The organism is Mycetocola sp. (assembly GCF_025464835.1).
Taxonomy (GTDB): domain Bacteria; phylum Actinomycetota; class Actinomycetes; order Actinomycetales; family Microbacteriaceae; genus Mycetocola_A.
In genome coordinates, this window is sequence record NZ_JAODMP010000070.1 from 1 (window position 1) to 22,649 (window position 22,649).

Genomic DNA, 22,649 nt, shown 5'->3' on the forward strand with positions numbered 1-22,649 from the left:
GGGCGTCACAACCCGTTCTACGCGAACTACCGCCCGCAGTTCTACTTCCGCACCACGGACGTCACCGGCGTCATCACGCTGCCTGAGGGCACCGAGATGGTCATGCCTGGCGACACCACCGAAATGACCGTTGAGCTGATCCAGCCCATCGCCATGGAAGAAGGCCTCGGCTACGCAATCCGTGAGGGTGGCCGCACCGTCGGTGCCGGCACCGTCACCAAGGTTCTCAAGTAACACGAACCTGTAGCTCCTGAGAAGGGCCCGGCCAAACGGCCGGGCCCTTTTTGCGTGCCGGTGGGGGCCACCCGAACTGGGGGAGCGGTTGCCCGCCAAAAAGGATGTGAAGAAACCTCAGGTCTGGCAGTCTGTAGTGAGCCGTGACGACACCCCTCGGTCACGACCACCGGCGGCCCCACCCCCCCTCAAGGGGCCGCCGGCTGGGGCTCGCTCAGCGTCCCGCGCCAGGGTCAGCCCGCCGATCTCAGGCGGGGAAAGTAAGTGCCCTGGCGCGACACGCCCGGGTTGCACAATGGCTCTCTTTCTGTCAGACTGCTCTAGTTCAACATTTCTCGTGCGTGCCTCCGTGCCGCCCGGGAATCACTGCCAGGCAGTGCATAGGTCACGTTCGAAATCGAGCAAGTAAACCTAGGCCGCGGGCAGCAGAACATCGACTTGGTCGACAATCCCAACACTGGCTCAGGCCGCAATCGCAGGGTATCTCTGCGTGCGCGAGACGGGCCGGCACAGGGACGGCGGCAAAGACTTGACAGTAAAACAGTGGTGCGACAGCAAGTAGTGCCCAGCGTTGTCCTCAACGCTAAGAAGCGCGTCCAATGCGAAGGAATTCGTAAGACGCAAGACAGAGAGCGAGTCAAAAATGGCGGGACAAAAGATCCGCATTCGACTTAAGTCATATGACCACGAGGTCATTGACACCTCGGCGCGCAAGATCGTCGACACGGTAACCCGCGCGGGTGCCACGGTTGTCGGCCCGGTGCCGCTGCCGACGGAGAAGAACGTGGTGTGTGTCATCCGTTCTCCCCACAAGTACAAGGACAGCCGGGAGCACTTCGAAATGCGCACCCACAAGCGTCTGATCGACATCATTGACCCGACGCCGAAGGCCGTCGACTCGCTCATGCGACTCGACCTGCCGGCCGACGTCAACATCGAGATCAAGCTCTGAGCTGGATAGGGACAAGGGAACGTATGTCTATTCAGAATAAGACCAGCAAGGGTCTGCTCGGCAAGAAGCTTGGCATGACCCAGGTCTGGGACGAGAACAACAAGCTCGTGCCAGTGACCGTTATCGAGATCACCCCGAACGTCGTGACGCAGATTCGCACGCCCGAGGTCGACGGCTACAACGCGGTTCAGATCGCCTATGGCCAGATCGACCCGCGCAAGGTGAACAAGCCGGACGCAGGACACTTCGACAAGGCAGGCGTCACGCCTCGCCGTCACGTCACCGAGGTCCGTACCGCTGACGCCGGCGACTACAGCGCCGGCCAGGAGCTCACCGTTGATGGCACTTTCGAAGCCGGCCAGAAGGTCGACGTCGTCGGAACCAGCAAGGGTAAGGGTTTCGCCGGTGTCATGAAGCGCCACAACTTCAAGGGTGTTTCCGCATCCCACGGTGCGCACCGCAACCACCGCAAGCCCGGTTCCATCGGTGCTTCGTCGACCCCGAGCCGTGTCTTCAAGGGCATGCGCATGGCCGGTCGCATGGGTGGAGAGCGCGTCACCGTGCTCAACCTGCACGTCCACTCGGTTGACGCCGAAAAGGGCCTGCTGCTCGTCAAGGGTGCCGTTCCCGGCGCTCGTGGCCGCATCGTTTTCGTCCGTAACGCAGTGAAGGGAGCGTAGTTAGATGACCGACGCAACTAGCACCGCAACGCTCGACGTTCTCGACACCAAGGGCAACAAGTCCGGCACTGTCGAACTGCCCGCCGAGTTGTTCGACGCAGTGACCAACGTTCCGCTGATCCACCAGGTCGTTGTGGCGCAGCTCGCTGCGGCACGCCAGGGAACCCACAAGACCAAGCGTCGTGGCGAGGTTTCCGGTGCAGGCCGCAAGCCGTTCAAGCAGAAGGGAACCGGTCGCGCTCGTCAGGGCTCCATCCGTGCCCCTCAGATGACCGGTGGTGGCATCGTCCACGGGCCGCAGCCGCGTGACTACTCGCAGCGCACCCCCAAGAAGATGATCGCCGCCGCATTGCGCGGAGCGCTCTCCGACCGGGCCCGCGGCGCACGTATCCACGTCGTCGAAACCCTCGTGATCGCTGAAGAGCGCGTCACGAAGGCCGCCGTGGACTACCTGGCCACCATCGCCACCTCTCCTCACGTGCTCGTCGTTCTCGAACGCGCCGACGTTGAGAGCTACAAGGCGGTTCGCAACATCCCAACCGTTCACGTCATCAACTATGACCAGCTGAACGCCTACGACGTGCTTGTGGCAGACGACATCGTCTTCACCAAGGCAGCCTTCGACGCTTTCGTCGCCGGCCCCGCCAAGGGCAAGTCGGTCACGGCTGTCGCTTCGTCTGCTGACGTCACTGAGGAGGCCTAGCCATGACCAGCATCAACAAGGACCCGCGCGACGTCATCATCTCGCCGGTTGTTTCAGAGAAGAGCTACGGCTTGATCGATGAGGGTAAGTACACCTTTGTCGTCGACCCGCGTGCCAACAAGACCGAGATCAAGCTCGCCATCGAGAAGATCTTCAAGGTCGAGGTGGCTTCGGTCAACACTCTGAACCGCACTGGCAAGACCCGTCGTACCAAGTTCGGGATCGGCAAGCGCAAGGACACCAAGCGCGCCATCGTGACGCTCAAATCCGGTTCCATCGACATCTTCACGGCTGTCGGCTAGGAGCGTAAGGAAAAACTATGGCTATTCGTAAGTACAAGCCCACGACCCCAGGTCGCCGTGGATCGAGCGTTGCTGATTTCGCTGAAATCACGCGTTCGACCCCCGAGAAGTCGCTGCTGCGGCCGCTCTCGAAGACCGGTGGTCGTAACAACCAGGGCCGCATCACGACCCGTCACATCGGTGGTGGCCACAAGCGCCAGTACCGCGTTATCGACTTCCGTCGTAACGACAAGGACGGCGTCAACGCCCGCGTCGCTCACATCGAGTACGACCCCAACCGCACGGCGCGCATCGCGCTCCTGCACTTCGTTGATGGCACCAAGCGCTACATCCTCGCTCCCAACAAGCTCTCACAGGGCGATGTTGTCGAGTCGGGCGCCGGCGCTGACATCAAGCCGGGCAACAACCTGCCGCTGAAGAACATCCCGACGGGTACCGTCATCCACGCAATCGAATTGCGTCCGGGTGGAGGCGCCAAGATGGCTCGTTCCGCAGGTGCATCGGTTCGTCTCGTCGCCAAGGATGGCATCTACGCGCAGCTCCGTCTGCCGTCCGGTGAGATCCGCAACGTCGACGCACGCTGCCGCGCCACGATCGGCGAGGTCGGCAACGCCGAGCAGTCGAACATCAACTGGGGAAAGGCCGGCCGCAAGCGTTGGAAGGGCGTTCGCCCGACCGTCCGCGGTGTCGCCATGAACCCGGTCGACCACCCACACGGTGGTGGTGAGGGCAAGACCTCCGGTGGACGCCACCCGGTCAGCCCGTGGGGCCAGAAAGAAGGCCGCACCCGCCACCCGAACAAGGAAAGCGACAAGCTCATCGTTCGTCGCCGCACCGCCACCAAGAAGCGTAAGTAGGAGTTGTAGAAGATGCCACGCAGTCTTAAGAAGGGCCCCTTCGTTGATGACCACCTGCTCCGCAAGGTGGTTCGCGCGAACGAGGCCAAGAGCAAGAACGTCATCAAGACCTGGTCGCGCCGTTCGATGATCGTCCCGGCAATGCTGGGACACACCATCGCGGTGCACGACGGTCGCAAGCACATCCCGGTGTTCGTCACCGAGACGATGGTCGGGCACAAGCTCGGCGAGTTTGCACCCACCCGCACCTTCCGTGGACACGTGAAGGATGACAAGAAGGGTCGTCGCCGCTAACGCGGTGACGAAAAGGAGGAGAGAAATGGTGGAGTCAGTCGCACGCGTGCGTCACATCCGCGTCACCCCCATGAAGGCCCGCCGCGTCGTCAACATGATCCGCGGAAAGCAGGCCGCTGAGGCCCTGGCCATTCTGAAGTTCGCACCGCAGGGTGCGTCAGAACCCGTCTACAAGCTGGTCGCCTCTGCCATCGCGAACGCTCGCGTCAAGGCAGACAAAGACAACCAGTTCCTGGACGAGCAGGACCTGTACATCGCCAAGGCATTCGTTGACGAGGGCGCGACCCTCAAGCGTTTCCAGCCGCGTGCCCAGGGCCGCGCATTCCAGATTCTGAAGCGCACCAGCCACATCACTGTTGTGCTCGCCACTCCTGAGGAGGGTACGAAGTAATGGGTCAGAAAGTAAACCCGTACGGCTTCCGCCTCGGCATCACCACCGACCACGTGTCGCGTTGGTTTGCCGACAGCACCAAGCCGGGCCAGCGTTACAGCGACTATGTCGCCGAGGACGTCAAGATCCGTCGACTGCTTGGCACCTCGCTTGACCGCGCCGGTGTTTCACGCATCGAGATCGAGCGCACACGTGACCGCGTTCGCGTCGACATTCACACTGCCCGTCCGGGCATCGTGATCGGTCGCCGCGGCGCCGAGGCGGAGCGTATTCGCACCGACCTCGAGAAGCTCACCGGCAAGCAGATCCAGCTGAACATCCTCGAGGTGAAGAACCCCGAGGCTGACGCTCAGCTGGTCGCGCAGGGCATCGCCGAGCAGCTCTCCGCACGTGTGGCCTTCCGCCGCGCAATGCGTAAGGGATTGCAGGGCGCCCAGCGCACGTCCACCGTCAAGGGTGTCCGCATCCAGGTCTCCGGCCGCCTCGGCGGCGCCGAGATGAGCCGTTCCGAGTTCTACCGTGAAGGCCGTGTGCCGCTGCACACCCTCCGCGCGAACATCGACTACGGCTTCTACGAGGCGAAGACCACCTTCGGCCGCATCGGCGTGAAGGTCTGGATCTACAAGGGCGACATCACCAACAAGGAACTCGCTCGCGAGCAGGCCAACGCCAAGTCGACCCGCCCAGAGCGTAGCGACCGTCCGCGTCGTGCCCCTCGTGCAGAGGCTCCCGTCGCAGAAGGGGCAAGCGCCTAATCATGCTTATTCCACGTCGAGTCAAGCACCGCAAGCAGCACCGTCCCCACCGCACTGGCCAGGCCACCGGTGGAACCGTTGTCAGCTTCGGCGAGTACGGCATCCAGGCCCTCACACCCGCTTATGTGACCAACCGTCAGATCGAGTCCGCTCGTATCGCCATGACGCGTCACATCAAGCGTGGTGGAAAGGTGTGGATCAACATCTACCCCGACCGTCCGCTCACGAAGAAGCCTGCTGAAACCCGCATGGGTTCCGGTAAGGGTTCGCCCGAGTGGTGGGTCGCGAACGTCAAGCCCGGCCGTGTGCTCTTCGAGGTCGCCGGCGTCTCCGAGACGCTGGCCCGCGAAGCACTCACCCGTGCAATCCACAAGCTGCCTCTCAAGGCACGCATCATCAAGCGCGAGGAGGGCGACGCATAATGGCGATCGGTTCCAAGGAGCTCACCCCCGTTGAGCTCGACACATTTGAAGACGAACGTCTTGTCGACGAACTGCGCAAGGCCAAGGAAGAGCTGTTCAACCTGCGCTTCCAGGCCGCTACCGGCCAGCTCGAGACCCACGGCCGCCTGCGCGCCGTGAAGCGCGACATCTCTCGCATCTACACGATCATCCGTGAGCGCGAGCTCGGCATCCGGGCCACCCCGGTTGTCGCTGAGGTGCCTGCCAAGGCTGCGAAGAAAACCAAGAAGAAGGATGCCGCGGTTGACGCAGCACCCGAAACCGAGACTGAGGAGGCCAAGTAATGGCTAAGCCTGACGCTAAGAGCGCAGCACCCGAGGTCGCCGCAGTAGAGGCCCAGGCCGTTGTTCGTGGCTACCGCAAGACCGTACGTGGCTACGTCATCAGCGACCGCATGGATAAAACCATCGTCGTTGAGGTCGAAGACCGCGTGAAGCACCCGCTGTACGGCAAGGTCATCCGCCGCACCTCCAAGAGGAAGGTGCACGACGAGCTCAACGCCGCCGGCATCGGTGACCTCGTTGTAATCAGTGAGACCCGTCCGCTGAGCGCTACCAAGCGCTGGCGCCTGGTCGAGATCCTCGAGAAGGCCAAGTAAGCCTCGCGGCTTGCTTGTCATAAGGAGTTAGAAAATGCTTCAGCAGGAATCCCGAGTAAAGGTCGCCGACAACACCGGCGCCAAGGAGCTTCTCACCATCCGTGTTCTCGGTGGATCAGGCCGTCGTTACGCCAGCCTCGGCGACACGATCGTCGCGACGGTCAAGGACGCGATCCCCGGTGGGAACGTCAAGAAGGGTGACGTCGTCAAGGCGGTCATCGTTCGCACCAAGAAGGAGGTCCGTCGTCCGGACGGCTCCTACATCAAGTTCGATGAGAACGCAGCAGTGATTTTGAAGAACGACGGCGACCCCCGCGGTACCCGTATCTTCGGACCGGTCGGTCGTGAGCTTCGCGACAAGAAGTTCATGAAGATCGTCTCGCTGGCACCGGAGGTTATTTAGTCATGGCGAAGATCAAAAAGGGCGACCTCGTCCAGGTCATCTCAGGCCCGACCCAGGCTCGCGGCGGTTCACGCGGCAAGCAGGGTCGTGTCATCGAGGTGCTGGTCGAGAAGAACCGCGTCATCGTTGAAGGCGTCAACTACGTCACGAAGCACGTCCGTCAGGGACAGAGCCAGCGTGGAACAAAGACTGGTGGCATTGAAACCCACGAGGCTCCGATCCACATCTCGAACGTGGCGCTCGTTGACCCGGAGACCAAGAAGCCGACTCGCGTCGGTCACCGTAATGAGCAAGTAACGAAGAACGGCGTCACCAAGACGGTCCGCGTTCGTTACGCCAAGAAGTCAGGTAAGGACCTCTAATGACTGACACGGCAGTGGCGGCTGGCAAAATCCAGCCCCGCCTCAAGCAGAAGTACAAGGCAGAAATCCAGGAGCAGCTGCTCAAGGAACTCGGCCTGACCAACGTGCACCAGATCCCGACGCTCACCAAGATCGTCGTGAACATGGGTGTCGGCGAGGCAGCCCGCGACGGCAAGATCATCGATGGCGCCGTCGCCGACCTGACCAAGATCACCGGTCAGAAGCCGCAGATCACGAAGGCCCGCAAGTCGATCGCACAGTTCAAACTGCGTGAAGGACAGCCCATCGGAACCCACGTCACGCTTCGTGGAGACCGCATGTGGGAGTTCCTCGACCGCCTGCTGAGCCTCGCGCTTCCTCGTATCCGCGACTTCCGCGGCCTGAGCCCGAAGCAGTTCGACGGCTCGGGTAACTACACCTTCGGTCTGACCGAGCAGTCGATGTTCCACGAAATCGACCAGGACAAGATCGACCGTGTCCGCGGTATGGATATCACGGTCGTCACGACCGCGAAGACCGACGAACAGGGTCGTGCGCTGCTCAAGGCGCTCGGCTTCCCGTTCAAGACAGCGGAAAACCAGGCGTAGTCCACGCACTCAGCAAAGTAACGGTATATTAGGTCGGTTGCTTGCAGCCGGTTTCGTGCCGCGCACAACTGAAGAACTTGATCGCCAGCGGCGCCGGTCAGCCCTTTCCTCGTGAATCGGCTGACCGGCGCACTGTGGCGAGAAAGATCAGGGGGGCGGAGCATCCGCTTCACCCCTAACCACCACAGGTCGTCATTCGTGTAACGGGTGAACGAAACCTGGTGATCGAAGGAAATCACACATGACAATGACAGATCCGGTCGCAGACATGCTGACCAGACTGCGCAACGCGAACTCGGCACACCACGAAACCGTGTCGATGCCGCACTCGAAGCTCAAGTCGCACATCGCCGACATCCTCACCTCAGAGGGCTACATCTCCGGCTGGGAAGTTGCAGACGCTCGCGTCGGCCAGACCCTGACCCTGAACCTCAAGTTCGGCCCGAACCGCGAACGCTCCATCGTGGGCATCAAGCGCGTTTCCAAGCCCGGCCTCCGTGTCTACGCAAAGTCGACGGAGATCCCCAAGGTTCTCGGTGGCCTCGGCGTCGCCATCCTGTCCACCTCCTCCGGTCTGCTCACCGACCGTCAGGCTGAGAAGAAGGGCGTAGGTGGGGAAGTCCTCGCCTACGTGTGGTAGCCACAAATGTCGCGTATTGGAAGACTTCCCATTGAGATCCCCGCAGGCGTCACCGTCGCGGTTGACGGCTCCGTCGTCAAGGTCGTGGGCCCGAAGGGCGAGCTGACGCTCACCGTCGCCAGCCCGATCGAGGCCAAGGTCGAGGACGGCCAGGTTCTGGTCACCCGTCCGGACGACGAGCGTGAATCGCGCTCCCTGCACGGGCTCACCCGTACTCTCATCAGCAACCAGATCATCGGCGTCACCCAGGGCTACACCAAGGGCCTCGAAGTCGTCGGAACCGGTTACCGTGTGGCACAGAAGGGCAGCTCAGTCGAGTTCGCTCTCGGTTTCTCCCACCCGGTCCTGATCGACCCGCCTGCCGGCATCACGCTCACCGTTGAGGGCAACAACAAGCTCACGGTGTCCGGGATCGACAAGCAGGCCGTCGGCGAGGCTGCTGCCAACATCCGTAAGATTCGCAAGCCTGAGCCCTACAAGGGCAAGGGTGTGCGTTACGCCGGCGAGATCGTTCGCCGCAAGGCCGGAAAGGCTGGTAAGTAACCATGGCCGTAAAGTCCAAGTCGGCTGCCCGTGACCGTCGTCACGCGCGCCTCCGTAAGAAGATCGACGGAACCGCGGCTCGCCCGCGTCTCGTCGTGACCCGTTCGGCTCGTCACGTATTCGTCCAGGTCGTTGACGACAGCAAGGGTTTCACCCTCGCGTCGGCATCCACCCTCGAAGCTGACCTCCGTACCTTTGACGGTGACAAGACCGCCAAAGCCAGGAAGGTCGGTGAGCTCGTTGCAGAACGCGCAAAGAGCGCCGGCATCGAAGAAGTCGTTTTTGACCGAGGTGGTAACCGGTACGCGGGTCGCGTTGCGGCAATCGCCGAAGGTGCTCGAGAGGGTGGGTTGAACCTGTGAGTGAAGCAAGCAAGGTTGAGGCCGTTACCGCGGACCAGCCAGTCGAAAAGCCGGTCGAAACCGCTGCCGGTACCGAGAGCTCCGGGCGCGTTGACGCACGTGGCGACCGTGGCAGCCGTGGCGGCCGTGGCGAACGTAACCAGGGCCGCGAGCGTAACAGCCGCGACGCTGACAAGAGCCAGTTCCTCGAGCGCGTTGTCACCATCAACCGTGTTTCCAAGGTTGTCAAGGGTGGCCGTCGCTTCAGCTTCACCGCTCTCGTCGTCGTCGGAGACGGAAACGGCCTCGTCGGTGTGGGCTACGGCAAGGCACGCGAAGTGCCTCTCGCCATCTCGAAGGGTGTCGAGGAAGCGAAGAAGAACTTCTTCCGCGTTCCCCGCGTCGGCTCGACCATTCCGCACCCCGTCCAGGGTGAGGCTGCCGCCGGAGTCGTCCTCCTGCGTCCGGCCGCTGCGGGTACCGGTGTTATCGCCGGTGGTCCTGTCCGCGCCGTGCTCGAGTGCGCAGGCATCCACGACGTCTTGAGCAAGTCGCTCGGTTCGTCCAACACGATCAACATCGTTCACGCCACTGTTACGGCGCTGAAGATGCTCGAAGAGCCTCGTGCCGTTGCCGCACGCCGTGGCAAGGAGTACTCCGAGATCGCTCCTGCCAAGCTGCTGCAGGTCGAGGCCGAGGCTGCTGCCAAGGCTGCGGCTTCCGCAAAGGTAGGTGCCTGATGGCTCAGCTGAAGATCACGCAGACCAAATCCAAAATTAGTGAGAAGCAGAACCAGCGCGACACATTGCGCAGCCTGGGACTGAAGCGCATCGGAGCTGTTGTTGTCCGTGAGGACAACAAGCAGAACCGTGGCTACGTCAACACTGTTGCTCACCTCGTAAAGGTTGAGGAGATCGACTAATGGCTGACGAGAAGAAGGTCGTCACCGAGGAGACCGCCAAGAAGGCTCCCGCAAAGAAGGCGCCCGCGAAGGCTGCCGCCGACAAGGCCCCGGCCAAGAAGGCGCCCGCCAAGAAGGCTGCTGCCCCGAAGGCTTCGGCCAAGGCTGAGACCGCGGCGGCTGACGCCCCGAAGGCCCCTACGAAGAAGGCTCCGGCCACGAAGGCTCCGCAGAAGGAAGAGGAAGTGACCCCACGCGCCCAGGTGCTCAAGGTTCACCACCTCCGTCCGGCTGAGGGCTCCAAGAAGGCACGCCAGCGTGTCGGCCGTGGTGAAGGCTCGAAGGGTAAGACGGCCGGTCGCGGTACCAAGGGTACGAAGGCTCGGAACACGGTACGGCCTGGGTTCCAGGGCGGACAGCTTCCGCTGCACATGCGTGCTCCGAAGCTGCGCGGGTTCAAGAACCCGTTCCGCGTCGAGTACCAGGTCGTCAACCTCGAGAAGCTCGCCGAGCTCTACCCGAACGGCGGAGACGTCACCGTCTCCGACCTCGTGGCCAAGGGCGCTGTTCGCAAGAACGAGAAGGTCAAGGTCCTCGGAGACGGCGATATCGCTGTGAAGCTGACAATCTCGGTAGACAAGGTCTCCGGTTCGGCTGAGCAGAAGATCGTCGCCGCTGGCGGTTCTGTAAAGTAATTCCACAGACGCCGGTCTGTCCGTCGCGCGAGCGAGCGGGGCACCGATTGTTCGACGGGCCCGGTAATCGAGTAGATTCGATTGCCGGGCCTGTCTGACGACCGGACCTTTTACCGGCACCAAGAGCTGAATCAACCGGCTCGAAACCAGGAGGCCTTTTTTGTTTAGTGCCGTTGCGCGGATCTTCCGCACACCAGACCTTCGCCGGAAGATCGGGTTCACACTGGGCATCATGGCCCTGTACCGACTCGGGTCGTTCGTCCCCGCGCCGTTCGTCGACTTCGGTAACGTCCAGGCCTGCCTCGAGCAGAACCAGGGCACCTCCGGCCTCTACGAGCTCGTCAACCTGTTCTCCGGTGGCGCTCTTCTCCAGTTGTCGATCTTCGCGCTGGGCATCATGCCGTACATCACGGCCTCGATCATCGTGCAGTTGCTGCGCGTGGTCATCCCTCACTTTGAAACACTGCACAAGGAAGGTCAGGCGGGGCAGGGCAAGCTGACCCAGTACACCCGTTACCTGACCATCTTCCTCGGCATCCTTCAGTCGACGACGCTGATCACCGTGGCGCGAAGTGGCGCCCTCTTCGGCACGAACACGAGCGCCGAGTGCAGCCAGCTGCTCACGAACGACACCTGGTACGCCGTGCTGCTCATGGTCATCACCATGACCGCCGGTACCGGCCTGATCATGTGGTTCGGTGAAATGATCACCGAGCGCGGCATCGGCAACGGTATGTCGCTGCTCATCTTCACGTCCATCGCTGCCACGTTCCCGGGATCGCTTCTCGCGATCGCGCAGTCCAAGGGCTTCGACACGTTCCTCCTCGTGCTGGCCGTCGGTCTGGTCATCATGATGGCCGTTGTCTTCGTCGAGCAGTCCCAGAGACGCATTCCTGTGCAGTACGCCAAGCGGATGGTTGGACGGCGGACGTTCGGTGGCAACAACACGTACATTCCCATCAAGGTGAACATGGCCGGCGTGATCCCCGTGATCTTCGCCTCATCGCTCCTGTACCTCCCGGCGCTGATCGCACAGTTCAACACGCCCGCCGCAGGGCAGGAGCCAGCCGGGTGGGTCACCTGGATCACCACCTACCTGACCAGCGGAGACCACCCGCTGTACATGGCGCTGTACTTCCTGCTGAACGTCGGCTTCACCTACTTCTACGTCGCGATCACCTTCAACCCTGAAGAAGTCGCCGACAACATGAAGAAGTACGGCGGGTTCATCCCCGGAATCCGTGCCGGCCGGCCGACCGCTGAGTACCTCGACTACGTGCTGACCCGCGTGACTCTGGCCGGTGCTCTCTACCTCGGCTGCATCGCGCTCATCCCGCTGATCGCCCTCGCCCTCGTCGGCGCGAACCAGAACTTCCCGTTCGGCGGTGCCAGCATCCTCATCATCGTGGGTGTGGGACTCGAGACGGTGAAACAGATCGACGCGCAGCTGCAGCAGCGCCACTATGAAGGACTTCTCCGATGAGCGCACGTCTACTGATCGTCGGCCCCCCTGGAGCGGGCAAAGGAACGCAGGCAGCAGTGCTCGCAGACGCGCTCGGAATTCCGGCCATCTCCACCGGGGACATCTTCCGCGCCAACATCAAGCAGGGCACCGAGCTCGGCCTGAAAGTGCAGGAGATCGTGTCATCCGGCGGCTACGTGCCCGACTCCCTGACAAACGCGATCGTTCAGGACCGACTGCACCAGCCGGATGCTGTCGACGGCTTCCTGCTCGACGGCTACCCGCGAACCGCCGACCAGGTGTCAGAGCTCGACCGGATCCTCGCCGAGACCGGCTCCGAACTGAACGCGGTCGTGCAGCTCGTGGCCGACCCCGACGAGGTCGTGACGCGGTTGCTGAAGCGCGCTGCCGAGCAGGGCCGCGCGGACGACACGGAAGCGGTCATCCGCCACCGCCAGGACGTCTACCATGAGCAGACCGAACCGGTGATCGCCGCATACAAAGCACGCGGCATCGTCGTCGACGTCGACGGCCTCGGCGCGGTCGATGAAGTGAGCACCCGGGTGCGCTCGGCGCTTGCCGGCCACGGGATTGCGTTCTGATTTCTTTCATGCTTCGCAAATCGATCTACAAGTCACCCGCGCAGCTGCGGCTGATGCTCGAACCCGGCCGGGTCACCGCCGCTTCACTCGTCGCCGCGAGAGCGGCGCTGAGCGTCGGAGCAACGACCGCGCAGGTGGATGAAGCCGCAGAGAAAGCCATCCTCGCCCTGGGAGCGTCGCCGAACTTCAAGCTCGAAGCCGGCTACTTCCACACCATCTGTGCATCGGTGAACGATGACGTCGTGCACGGCATCCCGAACGACCGGCCCCTCGAGCCCGGCGACATCGTCTCCGTCGACAGCGGGGCGATCCTCGGGGGCTGGAACGGTGACGCCGCGATCAGCGTCGTTCTACCCGACCCGTCCCGCCCGGAGCTCGTCGCCGAACGGCAGAAGCTGTCCGAGGTGACCGAAGGTTCACTGTGGGCAGGAATCGCGCGGCTCGCCACAGCATCCCACCTCAACGAGGTCGGCGACGCCGTACAGGGCTACATCGAGGACCGCGGGACGTACGGCATCCTCACCGACTACGTCGGACACGGCATCGGCCGTTCCATGCACGAGGCGCCGCCGGTCTTCAACTATCGGGTGCGGCAGAAGGGCCCTGAGGTCAAGCCGGGGCTCGTCGTGGCAATCGAACCGATGGTCGTTCTCGGCAGCATCGACACATACACCAGGGACGACGACTGGACCGTCGCAACGGAAGACGGCTCAGCCGCCGCGCACTGGGAGCACAGCGTCGCCGTGCACAAGGACGGCATCTGGGTGCTGACAGCCGAAGACGGCGGCGCCAGCGGCCTCGCGCCGTTCGGAATCACACCCACTCCCATCGCCTGACCCGGCGCTGTGCCGCGCTAGGGTCGAGTTCATGACGACGCCACAGGTCCTCCTTGTCGACCCGATCCCTGCGGATGCCGACGCGGCAGACACCGCGATCCTCGCCTCCCTCCGCTTCGTGCCTCCGACGCAACCCATCCTCTCCGCCTTCGACGCCGGTGCCGGCCGTGGCGACGGCGTCTTCGAAACCCTCGGGGTGAGCGATGGTCGCGCACGCGGAATCGACGCGCACCTCGCCCGGTTGGAGGCATCCGCGCTCAAACTCGACCTCCCCGCCCCAAACCTGGCTCAGTGGCGCAGGGGAGTGGATGCGATGCTGGATGCCCTTCCGGCAAGCGGGCAGGCGTCGATCCGCCTCGTCATCACCCGGGGAACGGATGCGGCAGGCCCGCCCACCTGCTGGCTCACGGGCACACCTGTCGCCAGCGACTTCCCGGAGCGCACCGAGGGAATCCGCGTCGTCACGCTCAGCCGGGGTTACGCGAATGATGTCGGCGAGGACGCGCCGTGGCTGCTCGTCGGCGCCAAGACCCTGTCGTACGCCATCAACATGGCCGCGCTCCGGGAGGCGCAACGCCGTGGAGCAGACGACGTTGTGTTCACCTCCACCGATGGCTTCGCGCTCGAGGGGCCCACCTCCTCCCTGATCCTTCGGCAGGGAAACACGTTCATCACCCCTGCCATCCAGCACGGCATCCTCGCCGGAACCACCCAGGCTGACCTGTTCGGCTTTCTCGATGCCGAAGGCTTCGAGTGCGTCTATCGCACAATCCCAGTGGGGGAGTTGCTCCGATCGGATGCCGCGTGGCTGGTCTCCAGTGTGCGGCTCGCCGCACCGATCACCGCCGTCGACGGCTCGGTGATCCCGACCGATCTCGCGCTCACCGCCCGGATGAACGCCGCGCTGCTGGGCTGACATCCCCTGCGGCGAGCCAATCCCTACCGAGCATCCGTGCCACCGCCGGCCTGGCCGAAGGCGACGACCCGCCAACGCCGGAGAACTGGGTGGCGCCTCGCCGGCTCGACGTGGTGGCCATCGGCATCATCCTGCTTCGCATCTTCGCCGGCTGCTCCGGAGGCTCAGCCGCGTCGCGCTCGGTGGCCGCTCACAGGTTCACGCCCGTGCCGCGTCGCCGTGCGGCGTCCACACCCCGGTTGGTTCCGCGCCCTAGGCTCCTGACCTGCGCTGGACTCCTGACCTGCGCTGGACTCCTGACCTGGCGCCGCCACGGCATCCAACCGACCTCCCGCAAGCGGACTACACATTCAGCAGCAGCTCCCGAATTCAGCAGATTTGCGCGACACGCCGTGGTGAGAGCGCGTTCATACGGCGTGTCGGCGAAGAACTCCTGAATGTGGACGGGTCTCCTGGATGCGGGTTGGGGGTTGGGGGTTGCGGGCTGCGCGCAGCGGGTTGTGGGGAGAGGGTCAGGAGTCCATCGTGCGGACGAGCTCATCGATGAAAGACCCGAAGTCGACGGACTTCTTCACGATCCGTTGGACATCTTCCCGGTCCGAGAACACCTCGACGAATTGGTCGAACACACGCTGGAAGCTCGCCCGTTCCTTCGCGCTGAAGGCGATGAACGCGACCACGTTCACCCGGTTCTCACCCCACGCCATGCTCGTCTCATTCACGGCGATGGCGATGGACGTGCTTTTCGCGGTCATCGCCATGGCGTGGGGAACCGCGAGAGAATCCGTGAACGCTGTCGACGACATCCGTTCGCGTTCGATCGCCCCGTCGACGTAAGCCTCGCCGATGAGGCCACGCGCCACCATGAGTTCGCCGAGCTGCCGGATCATGTCTGCTTCGTCTTTCGCCCCGGCGTTCCGGACGAACAGCGACGGATCGAAGTACTGCAGGACCTCATCCTTGATCATCGCCCTCCGATGCAAGCGCCGAACCCGGCTGACCACCTGTCGCACGCGGTCGGCGTCGCCCTCGGTGAAGAACGGCTGGATGACCACAGTGGAATCGTCGGGCACCGGCGGCTCGATCGTCGTCAACACGATGTCGGCGTCGAGGTGCGCCCAGGCCACGTCGCTGCGCGTCACGACCCGCACCACTTCGACGGCATCGCCGAGCATCAGTGTGACCCGGTCACGTAGCAGCAGGTGCATGTCGTAGTAGTTGGGGCAGACGAGGACACAGCGAAGGAGGTCGTCTGACCGGGACCGCTGCTGGAGGTGCGCGCCCACGTGCATGGCAATGTAGGCGATCTCGTCATCGTTGATTTCCACGTCGCCGTGGGTCTGCAGCCGGCTGGCGATGTACACGGCGAGCTCGTAGATCATCGGATACGACGTCTTGATCGACCGGGCGAGGGGGTTCCTGGAGTACGAGTGCTCCTGCGCCCGGCGGAGCAGGTTCTGCACGTGCAGGGTCAGCCTGGTGATGAAATCTTCGTCGGACAGGTCGACGAGGTACTCCTCGCCGGCGTTCAGCACGATCGTCCGCACGACGTCGAGGTGTGCCGGGTTGAGGTAGCTGGAATCGGCGACGTCCTCAGCTCTCCTGGCAGCCCTCGTGATGATGAGATAGACCAGGTAGTCGATATCGGCAGCGCCGAGCGGGATGCCGAAATGCGTCGTGATGAGAGCGGATAGGGCCGAGGGAATTCCGTCTGCCGGTGCGGCGGCCGGATTGTCGGGTTCGGGAACCCGCCGGTTCTTCGACACCCGGTCAACAGCAATCGCGATGTGGAGCAGGACGTTGTCGATCCCGTAATCGTTGAGCGAGTAACCCCGATCGCTGAGCATGTCGATCAGGCCGGTCTTGAACGCGCTCAAGCTCTGCGACGAGAACTCACGCTGGATGGCCTCGAGCTCGATCATGCCTCGCTCGGTCTCCTCGCGGAACATCCGAGACAGCAGCCGGCGGCGAGCAAGTTCGGTGCCCTCGAGAGCGACGGTGCTCCCGCGCCTGGCCAGAGACAACTCAGCCTCCGAAAGCAGCAACCGCACGCGGGCGAGATCCGATTCGACCGTCGACTCTGACACGAACAGGCTTTCGGCCAGCTCGAAGACGTTCAGCCCATCGGGGCTGTCGACCAACCGACGGACGATGGCGTACAAACGGTCCCTCGGGGTCTCCGACGACCCGCTCGCGGCCCGCGACCGGAACGCGGCGTAGCCTTCGGCTGAGATCCGATACCCGTTCGGGCCCGCTTCAACCACCGTGTTCGGGGCTGCGCGGGATTTGACCGCGGTCATGTAACTGCGGATGCTGCGTGGCGTCACACCCAGGACGTCGGCAAGCTCCCCGGCCGTGACCCAGGTACCTGCCCTGGAGAGGTAGGTGAGGATCCGGTCTTGTCTGTCGCGTGTCATTGTCGCTGGCTCCTTCAAACGCCCGGGCGATGTGCAACATCGCGGCAGAAGCGTCTGAATTGAGTCAACCACTTGTCCGGCCGACACGGGGCCGGAAAACGGTCCTTTCCGCTGGGGCGGAAAGGTTCATGTTGGCGAGAGCCGACGCGCCGGCGGGAGAATACGAAACGCCCCGGTTCTTTCCTGGGGCCAGTGAGCGCACGACAACGACAACGGCAACGGGAACGGCAACGGAGGCGGATCGATGAGAATCCTCGTGGTGTGCGGCGCCGGAGCGTCGAGTACTTTCGTGGCACTTCGGATCCGCAAAGCCGCCCAGGCGCGTTCGATCCCAGTGACCGCCGAAGCCTGCCCGCTGGATTTCCTGCCCGAGCGGCTCCCCGGCGCCCAGGCCGTCCTCCTCGGACCGCACCTCGATGACCGGCTGGCTGACGTGCGGGACACCGCCGCGCGGGCGGGCATCGCCGTCGCCGTGCTGCCAGACACCGTTTTCTCGTCGCCGTCCGGCGATGAAGCCCTCGACCTCGCCCTGAATGCTGCAGGGGCGATGCCGACACGGGGCGAACCACAACGCAGCGACGGAGGTCCCACCCATGGCTGAACGCACCGTTCGAATCGGATCGTCACACGGGCTGCACGCGCGCCCGGCGAAGCTCTTCACCCAGGCCGCCAGTGCGTCGGGCTCCAAAGTGACGCTGGCCAAGGGCAGCGGCAAGCCGATCAACGCGGCAAGCATTCTCGGTGTCATCTCGCTTGGAGTCGACCACGGTGACTATGTCACCCTGACTGCAGATGGCGACAACGCCGACAAAGTCCTCGACGAGCTCGTCGAACTTCTGGTGACCGACCATGACGAGTAGCGCACCCACAATCCTGGCCGGGACCGGAATCGGCCAGGGAGTCGCCATCGGCGTCGTCGCGCGGATGTCCGAACCGTTGCCGGCCCCGGCGGACTCCCCAAGCACACACGGGCAGGCAGAGGAGGCAGAACGGGCGCGTACGTCGCTCGGTACCGTCGCCCGCGAACTCGAATCCCGGGGACAAGCTGCAGGCGGTGCCGCACGTGACGTCCTCGAGGCCCAGGCCATGATGGCCGAGGACCCGATGCTCTCCGAAGCCATCGACGACGCCCTCGCCGCCGGGAAGACGGCCGAGCGGGCCGTTTTCGAAGCCTTCGCCTCGTTCCGGGACCAGCTCGCCGCCATGGGCGGCTACCTGGGTGAACGCGCCGCGGACCTCGACGACGTCTCACAAAGGGTTATCGCCGATCTTCGGGGAGTGGCGGCGCCTGGCGTTCCCAGCCCTGAACATCCGTTCGTCCTCGTCGCCCGAGATCTGGCTCCGGCAGACACCGCCATGCTCGACCTCGGCAAGGTGCTCGGCCTCGTCACCAGCGACGGCGGACCGACCTCGCATACCGCGATCCTCGCCAGGGAGAAGTCGATCGTCGCCGTCGTCGGCACAGCGGATGCCACCCAGCTGGCTGACGGGACCCGCGTCATCCTCGATGCGGCGTCCGGCACGGTGATCGCGAATCCGACCGAGGAGCAGATCGCCGACGCGGAGCGACGCATCGCGGAACGGCAGGCGGCAGCGGTCGCACCGGTCACGCCCGGCGCGCTCGCCGACGGAACAGCCATCCCGCTCCTCGCAAACCTCGGTTCCTCAGCCGGAGCCCAGGCCGCCGCCGATGCCGGCGCGGAGGGCGTCGGGCTGTTCCGCACCGAGTTCCTGTTCCTCGATGCCGGTGGCTCCGCCCCGACCATCGAGCAGCAGCGCGAACACTACGTGCGCCTGCTTCAGGCGTTCCCCGGCAAGAAGGTCGTCGTCCGGGTCCTCGACGCCGGCGCCGACAAGCCACTGGCGTTCCTCAACGATGCCCACGAGGAGAACCCGGCGCTCGGCCTTCGCGGGCTCCGCGCCCTCCGGGCGAGTGAGGACATCCTGCGCGAACAGCTCACCGCGCTCGCCGAGGCGGATGCCCAGACGCAGGCAGAGCTGTGGGTGATGGCTCCTATGGTCTCCACCGTCGAAGAAACCAGGTACTTCGTCGGTGTCGCCCGGGAGTGCGGGATCCGCACAGCCGGCGTCATGGTGGAGGTGCCATCCGCCGCGCTGATGGCCGACCGGGTGCTTGACGCAGCCGACTTCGCATCGATCGGGACCAACGACCTGACCCAGTACACCCTCGCGGCCGACAGGATGCTCGGATCGGTCGCCGCCCTGCAGGATCCGTGGCACCCAGCCGTTCTCCGCCTCGTCGGAGAGGTCGGCGCCGCCGGAGCAGCCGCAGGAAAGCCGGTAGGGATCTGTGGTGAGGCCGCAGCAGACCCGCTCCTCGCCGTCGTGCTCGTCGGACTCGGAGCAACCAGCCTGTCTATGTCCACCCCGGCCCTCACCGACGTCCGGGCATCGCTCCTGACCTACACCCTCGACGAGGCCCGACGCCTCGCCGGAATCGCACTGGCCGCCGACGGGGCGGCCGAATCCCGTGCAGCGGTAGCCGCCGCTGCCCAGACCCTGAAAGAGGCACGATCATGACAACGACGTCGACTACCAAGAAGCAGGGAGGTGCCCGGGTCCGCGTTCAGCGGTTCGGGACGTTCCTCTCCGGCATGGTGATGCCCAATATCGCAGCGTTCATCGCATGGGGCCTCATCACTGCGTTCTTCATCGCGACCGGCTGGCTACCCAACGGAATCCTGGGTGGGTTCGGCGATGCGGATGTCATCGGCTGGCAGGGGGCTGCCACCGCACTCGCCGAGGCCGAAGATGGCACGACCTTCCAGAGGTACGTCGGACTGGTCGGTCCGATGATCACCTACCTGCTTCCGCTCCTCATCGCCAATACCGGTGGGCGGATGATCTATGGCGAACGCGGCGGCGTGGTCGGAACGATCGCGACGATGGGTGTCATCGTCGGCAGCTCCATCCCGATGTTCATCGGAGCGATGATCATGGGGCCGCTCGCGGCGTGGCTGATGAAGAAAGTCGACAGCATCTGGGACGGCAAGATCAAGGCCGGTTTCGAGATGCTCGTGAACAACTTCTCCGCGGGTATCCTCGGTGCGATCCTCGCCGTTGTCGCGTTCTTCGGCATCGCGCCGATCATCACGACGCTGAGTTCCTGGCTCGAAGCCGCGGTGAACTGGCTGGTCAGCTTGTCTCTGCTCCCGCTCGTCAGCATCTTCGTCGAACCGGGAAAGATCCTCTTCCTCAACAACGCCATCAACCACGGCGTGTTCACTCCCCTCGGCGTCCAGCAGGTGGAGGAGAGCGGAAAGAGCATCCTGTTCCTGATCGAGGCGAACCCCGGCCCCGGGCTCGGCATTCTTCTTGCCTACTCGCTCTTCGGGCTCGGCATCGCCCGTGCCAGCGCTCCGGGCGCCATCATCATCCACTTCTTCGGCGGCATCCACGAGATCTACTTCCCGTACGTGCTGATGAAGCCGGCACTCCTTCTCGCCGTCATCGCCGGCGGAATGTCGGGTGTGGCAACCAACGTGCTGTTCCAGAGCGGGCTGCGGGCGCCGGCATCGCCCGGCAGCATCATCGCCGTGCTGATCCAGACCGCCAACGACAGCTATCTCGGTGTCGTCCTGTCGGTGCTCATCGCCACCGCCGTGTCGTTCGTCGTCGCCTCGATCATCCTGCGTGCCTCACGCAAGCGGGACCTCGCCGCCGGCAACGCCGGTGACCTGGGGGCGGCGGTCGCCGCGACCGAAGCGGCCAAGGGCAAGAAAAGCTCGGTGCTCGGAGGCCTCGTTTCGGAGGGCGCGACGGAGTCCGGTTCGGCCACCGCAACCGCCACCCTCGTGCGAAACATCGTGTTCGCGTGTGACGCGGGAATGGGCTCAAGCGCCATGGGTGCATCCGTTCTGCGCAACAAGATCAAGAAGGCCGGGATCGACGGGGTGACAGTGACCAACCAGGCCATCGCGAACCTCACAGGCGACGCGGACCTCGTGATCACTCACCAGGACCTCACCGACCGGGCGCGTCAGAAGTCGCCGGACTCGCAGCACATCTCGGTGGACAACTTCATGAACAGCCCGAAATACGATGACGTCGTCGAGATCGTCAGGCGAAACAACAGCCAGGAGGGAACCGTATGACTGACAACATCCTGACCCCCGAGAACGTGGTTGCGCGAGGGTCAGCAACGACCAAGGAGGAGGCGATCCGCGAAGCGGGCGGCCTGCTTGTCGCCGCCGGAGCGGTGAAGCCCGAATACATCGACGCCATGCTCGAACGGGAGGCATCGGTGTCCACCTACATGGGCAACTACCTGGCCATCCCGCACGGAACGAACGAGGCGAAGGATGCGATCAGCCGGTCGGCTCTTTCGCTCGTGCGTTATGCCGACCCGATCGATTGGGACGGCGAGCAGGTGCGGTTCGCGGTCGGCATCGCCGGGCTCAACAACGAGCACCTCGAGATCCTCTCCAAGATCGCCATCGTCTTCTCCGACGAGGACGAGGTCCAGAAGCTACTCGACGCGGCAGACGCGAACGAACTGTTCGCCCTGCTCGAGGAGGTCAACGCAGAATGAAAGCGGTTCACTTCGGCGCAGGCAACATCGGGCGCGGGTTCGTCGGTCTGTTGCTCCACGACGCCGGCTACGAGGTCGTCTTCGCCGACGTGAACGCGGAGCTCATCGACGCGCTCAGGCAGACGCCGAGCTACGACGTGCACGAGGTCGGTGACGGTGGGGGAGTCCGCACCGTCACCGGCTACCGTGCGATCAACAGTGCCAGCTCAGCGAGCGAGCTGATCGCTGAGATTCAAACAGCAGACGTGGTCACCACAGCGGTCGGCCCCAACATTCTCAAATTTGTGGCGCCCGTGATCGCACGCGCGCTTGCGCTGCGGGACCCAGGGCTTGCGCCGCTCGCCGTGATGGCGTGCGAGAACGCCATCAACGCCACCGACCTGCTCAAAACGGAGGTGCAGGCTAGCGTCGGCCCCGAGGAGTGGGACGCGATCACCCCGCGTGCGATCTTCGCCAACACCGCCGTCGACCGTATCGTCCCCGGGCAAGACCCGTCAGCGGGTATCGACGTCACTGTGGAGACCTTCTCCGAGTGGGTCATCGAATCCGCGCCATTCGGCGATGCGCCACCCAACATTCCCGGGGCCACCTTCGTGGATGCACTCGGGCCGTACATCGAACGCAAACTCTTCACCGTCAACACCGGCCACGCCACTGCCGCGTACTACGGCTTCGCCGCCGGGATCGGAAAGATCTCGGACGCCCTCGCCGACGACGGCGTAGCCCATGCCGTCCGGCGTGTCCTCGAGGAGACCAGCGCGCTCCTTGTGGCCAAGCACGGCATCGACGAGGAGGTGCAGCGCGCGTACCGCGAGAAAATTCTGCTGCGATTCGCGAACCCGCACCTGCCGGACACCGTGCAGAGGGTCGGCCGGCAGCCGCTCCGCAAACTCTCGAGGAACGAACGGTTCATCGGCCCGGCCGCTGAACTCGCTGAACGGGGCATCGGGCACACGGCACTTCTCGACGCCGTCGGTAAAGCGCTGGGCTTCGATGTCGCGGACGACGAGCAGAGCAGCGAGATGCGCTCGATGCTGGAGAAACTGGACCCGCAGACGTTCGTCGAACGCGTCACAGGGCTCGCTCCGGCGCATCCGCTCTTCGACGAACTCGTCCCCATCGTGGCGGCCTCCCGTGGGTAGCCGCGATTGGCGAAATCCCGCAC

At 64.0% G+C, this 22,649-nt stretch carries 31 protein-coding genes and 1 pseudogene; 31 read left to right on the forward strand and 1 reads right to left on the reverse strand.

Annotated features, from left to right (window positions below):
* From JWP90_RS08745 to JWP90_RS08865, 25 genes and pseudogenes are all read left to right on the forward strand, one after another.
* Positions 1–234 (forward strand): annotated as a pseudogene (locus JWP90_RS08745) (elongation factor Tu); the annotation flags it as partial.
* A 643-nt stretch (positions 235–877) separates the two neighbouring features.
* A complete protein-coding gene (rpsJ, locus tag JWP90_RS08750) occupies positions 878–1,186 on the forward strand; it encodes a 30S ribosomal protein S10 (protein ID WP_005050520.1) in 309 nt (102 codons plus the stop codon).
* 23 nt (positions 1,187–1,209) lie between these two features.
* Positions 1,210–1,866 (forward strand): 50S ribosomal protein L3, encoded by a 657-nt coding sequence (gene rplC, locus JWP90_RS08755; protein WP_297362631.1) that lies wholly within the window; start codon positions 1,210–1,212, stop codon positions 1,864–1,866.
* A gap of 4 nt (positions 1,867–1,870) precedes the next feature.
* Positions 1,871–2,569 carry a 50S ribosomal protein L4 gene (rplD, locus tag JWP90_RS08760; RefSeq protein WP_297362634.1) on the forward strand — a complete coding sequence of 233 codons (699 nt, stop codon included), beginning with the start codon at positions 1,871–1,873 and terminating at the stop codon, positions 2,567–2,569.
* 2 nt (positions 2,570–2,571) lie between these two features.
* The gene (gene rplW / locus JWP90_RS08765) at positions 2,572–2,871 is read left to right on the forward strand and encodes a 50S ribosomal protein L23 (protein WP_297362637.1); all 300 of its coding nucleotides are present in this window, start codon (positions 2,572–2,574) and stop codon (positions 2,869–2,871) included.
* A 17-nt stretch (positions 2,872–2,888) separates the two neighbouring features.
* Positions 2,889–3,728 (forward strand): 50S ribosomal protein L2, encoded by an 840-nt coding sequence (gene rplB, locus JWP90_RS08770; RefSeq protein WP_090712280.1) that lies wholly within the window; start codon positions 2,889–2,891, stop codon positions 3,726–3,728.
* Between the two features lie 12 nt (positions 3,729–3,740).
* Entirely contained in the window at positions 3,741–4,022 is a 282-nt protein-coding gene (rpsS, locus tag JWP90_RS08775) for a 30S ribosomal protein S19 (RefSeq protein WP_090712282.1), read from the forward strand.
* A gap of 25 nt (positions 4,023–4,047) precedes the next feature.
* Complete coding sequence (gene rplV, locus JWP90_RS08780) at positions 4,048–4,413, forward strand: 50S ribosomal protein L22 (RefSeq protein WP_090712284.1); 366 nt, start codon at positions 4,048–4,050, stop codon at positions 4,411–4,413.
* Positions 4,413–5,168 (forward strand): 30S ribosomal protein S3, encoded by a 756-nt coding sequence (rpsC, locus tag JWP90_RS08785; protein ID WP_090712286.1) that lies wholly within the window; start codon positions 4,413–4,415, stop codon positions 5,166–5,168. The genes rplV and rpsC overlap by 1 nt, the downstream gene beginning before the upstream one ends.
* A gap of 2 nt (positions 5,169–5,170) precedes the next feature.
* Positions 5,171–5,590: a 50S ribosomal protein L16 gene (rplP, locus tag JWP90_RS08790; RefSeq protein ID WP_090712289.1), complete on the forward strand. Its 420-nt coding sequence runs from the start codon at positions 5,171–5,173 to the stop codon at positions 5,588–5,590.
* A complete protein-coding gene (rpmC, locus tag JWP90_RS08795) occupies positions 5,590–5,913 on the forward strand; it encodes a 50S ribosomal protein L29 (protein ID WP_297362651.1) in 324 nt (107 codons plus the stop codon). Before rplP ends, rpmC begins: the two co-directional genes overlap by 1 nt.
* Positions 5,913–6,227, forward strand: a complete 315-nt coding sequence (rpsQ, locus tag JWP90_RS08800; RefSeq protein WP_297362654.1) for a 30S ribosomal protein S17 — start codon at positions 5,913–5,915, stop codon at positions 6,225–6,227. Before rpmC ends, rpsQ begins: the two co-directional genes overlap by 1 nt.
* Before the next feature lie 34 nt (positions 6,228–6,261).
* Positions 6,262–6,630: a 50S ribosomal protein L14 gene (gene rplN / locus JWP90_RS08805; RefSeq protein ID WP_090712295.1), complete on the forward strand. Its 369-nt coding sequence runs from the start codon at positions 6,262–6,264 to the stop codon at positions 6,628–6,630.
* Positions 6,631–6,632: 2 nt separating this feature from the next.
* Complete coding sequence (rplX, locus tag JWP90_RS08810; protein WP_297362660.1) at positions 6,633–6,992, forward strand: 50S ribosomal protein L24; 360 nt, start codon at positions 6,633–6,635, stop codon at positions 6,990–6,992.
* The gene (gene rplE, locus JWP90_RS08815) at positions 6,992–7,579 is read left to right on the forward strand and encodes a 50S ribosomal protein L5 (protein ID WP_297362663.1); all 588 of its coding nucleotides are present in this window, start codon (positions 6,992–6,994) and stop codon (positions 7,577–7,579) included. Before rplX ends, rplE begins: the two co-directional genes overlap by 1 nt.
* A 241-nt stretch (positions 7,580–7,820) precedes the next feature.
* Positions 7,821–8,219 (forward strand): 30S ribosomal protein S8, encoded by a 399-nt coding sequence (rpsH, locus tag JWP90_RS08820; RefSeq protein ID WP_196833374.1) that lies wholly within the window; start codon positions 7,821–7,823, stop codon positions 8,217–8,219.
* A 6-nt stretch (positions 8,220–8,225) separates the two neighbouring features.
* Positions 8,226–8,762, forward strand: coding sequence for a 50S ribosomal protein L6 (rplF, locus tag JWP90_RS08825; protein WP_297362672.1), 537 nt, complete (start codon positions 8,226–8,228; stop codon positions 8,760–8,762).
* A gap of 2 nt (positions 8,763–8,764) precedes the next feature.
* Positions 8,765–9,124, forward strand: coding sequence for a 50S ribosomal protein L18 (rplR, locus tag JWP90_RS08830; protein WP_090712305.1), 360 nt, complete (start codon positions 8,765–8,767; stop codon positions 9,122–9,124).
* Entirely contained in the window at positions 9,121–9,843 is a 723-nt protein-coding gene (gene rpsE / locus JWP90_RS08835) for a 30S ribosomal protein S5 (RefSeq protein ID WP_297362676.1), read from the forward strand. Before rplR ends, rpsE begins: the two co-directional genes overlap by 4 nt.
* Positions 9,843–10,025 carry a 50S ribosomal protein L30 gene (gene rpmD, locus JWP90_RS08840; RefSeq protein WP_297362679.1) on the forward strand — a complete coding sequence of 61 codons (183 nt, stop codon included), beginning with the start codon at positions 9,843–9,845 and terminating at the stop codon, positions 10,023–10,025. The genes rpsE and rpmD overlap by 1 nt, the downstream gene beginning before the upstream one ends.
* Positions 10,025–10,699, forward strand: a complete 675-nt coding sequence (rplO, locus tag JWP90_RS08845) for a 50S ribosomal protein L15 (protein ID WP_297362681.1) — start codon at positions 10,025–10,027, stop codon at positions 10,697–10,699. The genes rpmD and rplO overlap by 1 nt, the downstream gene beginning before the upstream one ends.
* A 160-nt stretch (positions 10,700–10,859) precedes the next feature.
* Positions 10,860–12,182 (forward strand): preprotein translocase subunit SecY, encoded by a 1,323-nt coding sequence (secY, locus tag JWP90_RS08850; RefSeq protein ID WP_297362683.1) that lies wholly within the window; start codon positions 10,860–10,862, stop codon positions 12,180–12,182.
* Positions 12,179–12,763, forward strand: coding sequence for an adenylate kinase (locus tag JWP90_RS08855; protein WP_297362685.1), 585 nt, complete (start codon positions 12,179–12,181; stop codon positions 12,761–12,763). Before secY ends, JWP90_RS08855 begins: the two co-directional genes overlap by 4 nt.
* An 8-nt stretch (positions 12,764–12,771) precedes the next feature.
* Complete coding sequence (gene map / locus JWP90_RS08860; RefSeq protein ID WP_297362688.1) at positions 12,772–13,599, forward strand: type I methionyl aminopeptidase; 828 nt, start codon at positions 12,772–12,774, stop codon at positions 13,597–13,599.
* A 31-nt stretch (positions 13,600–13,630) separates the two neighbouring features.
* On the forward strand, positions 13,631–14,515 hold the full coding sequence (locus JWP90_RS08865) for an aminodeoxychorismate lyase (protein ID WP_297362693.1): 885 nt from the start codon (positions 13,631–13,633) through the stop codon (positions 14,513–14,515).
* Positions 14,516–15,027: 512 nt separating this feature from the next.
* Here the strand turns inward: JWP90_RS08865 and JWP90_RS08870 are convergent.
* The gene (locus JWP90_RS08870; protein ID WP_297362696.1) at positions 15,028–16,932 is read right to left on the reverse strand and encodes a transcription antiterminator; all 1,905 of its coding nucleotides are present in this window, start codon (positions 16,930–16,932) and stop codon (positions 15,028–15,030) included.
* Positions 16,933–17,176: 244 nt separating this feature from the next.
* Here JWP90_RS08870 and JWP90_RS08875 point away from each other — a divergent pair, with 244 nt between their 5' ends.
* Genes JWP90_RS08875 through JWP90_RS08900 form a run of 6 tightly spaced genes read left to right on the forward strand, consistent with a single transcriptional unit; the run spans position 17,177 to position 22,626 of the window.
* Positions 17,177–17,533 carry a hypothetical protein gene (locus JWP90_RS08875; protein ID WP_297362699.1) on the forward strand — a complete coding sequence of 119 codons (357 nt, stop codon included), beginning with the start codon at positions 17,177–17,179 and terminating at the stop codon, positions 17,531–17,533.
* The gene (locus tag JWP90_RS08880; protein ID WP_297362702.1) at positions 17,526–17,792 is read left to right on the forward strand and encodes an HPr family phosphocarrier protein; all 267 of its coding nucleotides are present in this window, start codon (positions 17,526–17,528) and stop codon (positions 17,790–17,792) included. The genes JWP90_RS08875 and JWP90_RS08880 overlap by 8 nt, the downstream gene beginning before the upstream one ends.
* Complete coding sequence (ptsP, locus tag JWP90_RS08885; protein WP_297362705.1) at positions 17,782–19,473, forward strand: phosphoenolpyruvate--protein phosphotransferase; 1,692 nt, start codon at positions 17,782–17,784, stop codon at positions 19,471–19,473. Before JWP90_RS08880 ends, ptsP begins: the two co-directional genes overlap by 11 nt.
* Positions 19,470–21,047 carry a PTS mannitol transporter subunit IICB gene (locus JWP90_RS08890; protein WP_297362707.1) on the forward strand — a complete coding sequence of 526 codons (1,578 nt, stop codon included), beginning with the start codon at positions 19,470–19,472 and terminating at the stop codon, positions 21,045–21,047. The genes ptsP and JWP90_RS08890 overlap by 4 nt, the downstream gene beginning before the upstream one ends.
* The gene (locus tag JWP90_RS08895; protein WP_297362710.1) at positions 21,044–21,484 is read left to right on the forward strand and encodes a PTS sugar transporter subunit IIA; all 441 of its coding nucleotides are present in this window, start codon (positions 21,044–21,046) and stop codon (positions 21,482–21,484) included. The genes JWP90_RS08890 and JWP90_RS08895 overlap by 4 nt, the downstream gene beginning before the upstream one ends.
* Positions 21,481–22,626: a mannitol-1-phosphate 5-dehydrogenase gene (locus JWP90_RS08900; protein WP_297362713.1), complete on the forward strand. Its 1,146-nt coding sequence runs from the start codon at positions 21,481–21,483 to the stop codon at positions 22,624–22,626. Before JWP90_RS08895 ends, JWP90_RS08900 begins: the two co-directional genes overlap by 4 nt.
* Positions 22,627–22,649: the final 23 nt, after the last annotated feature.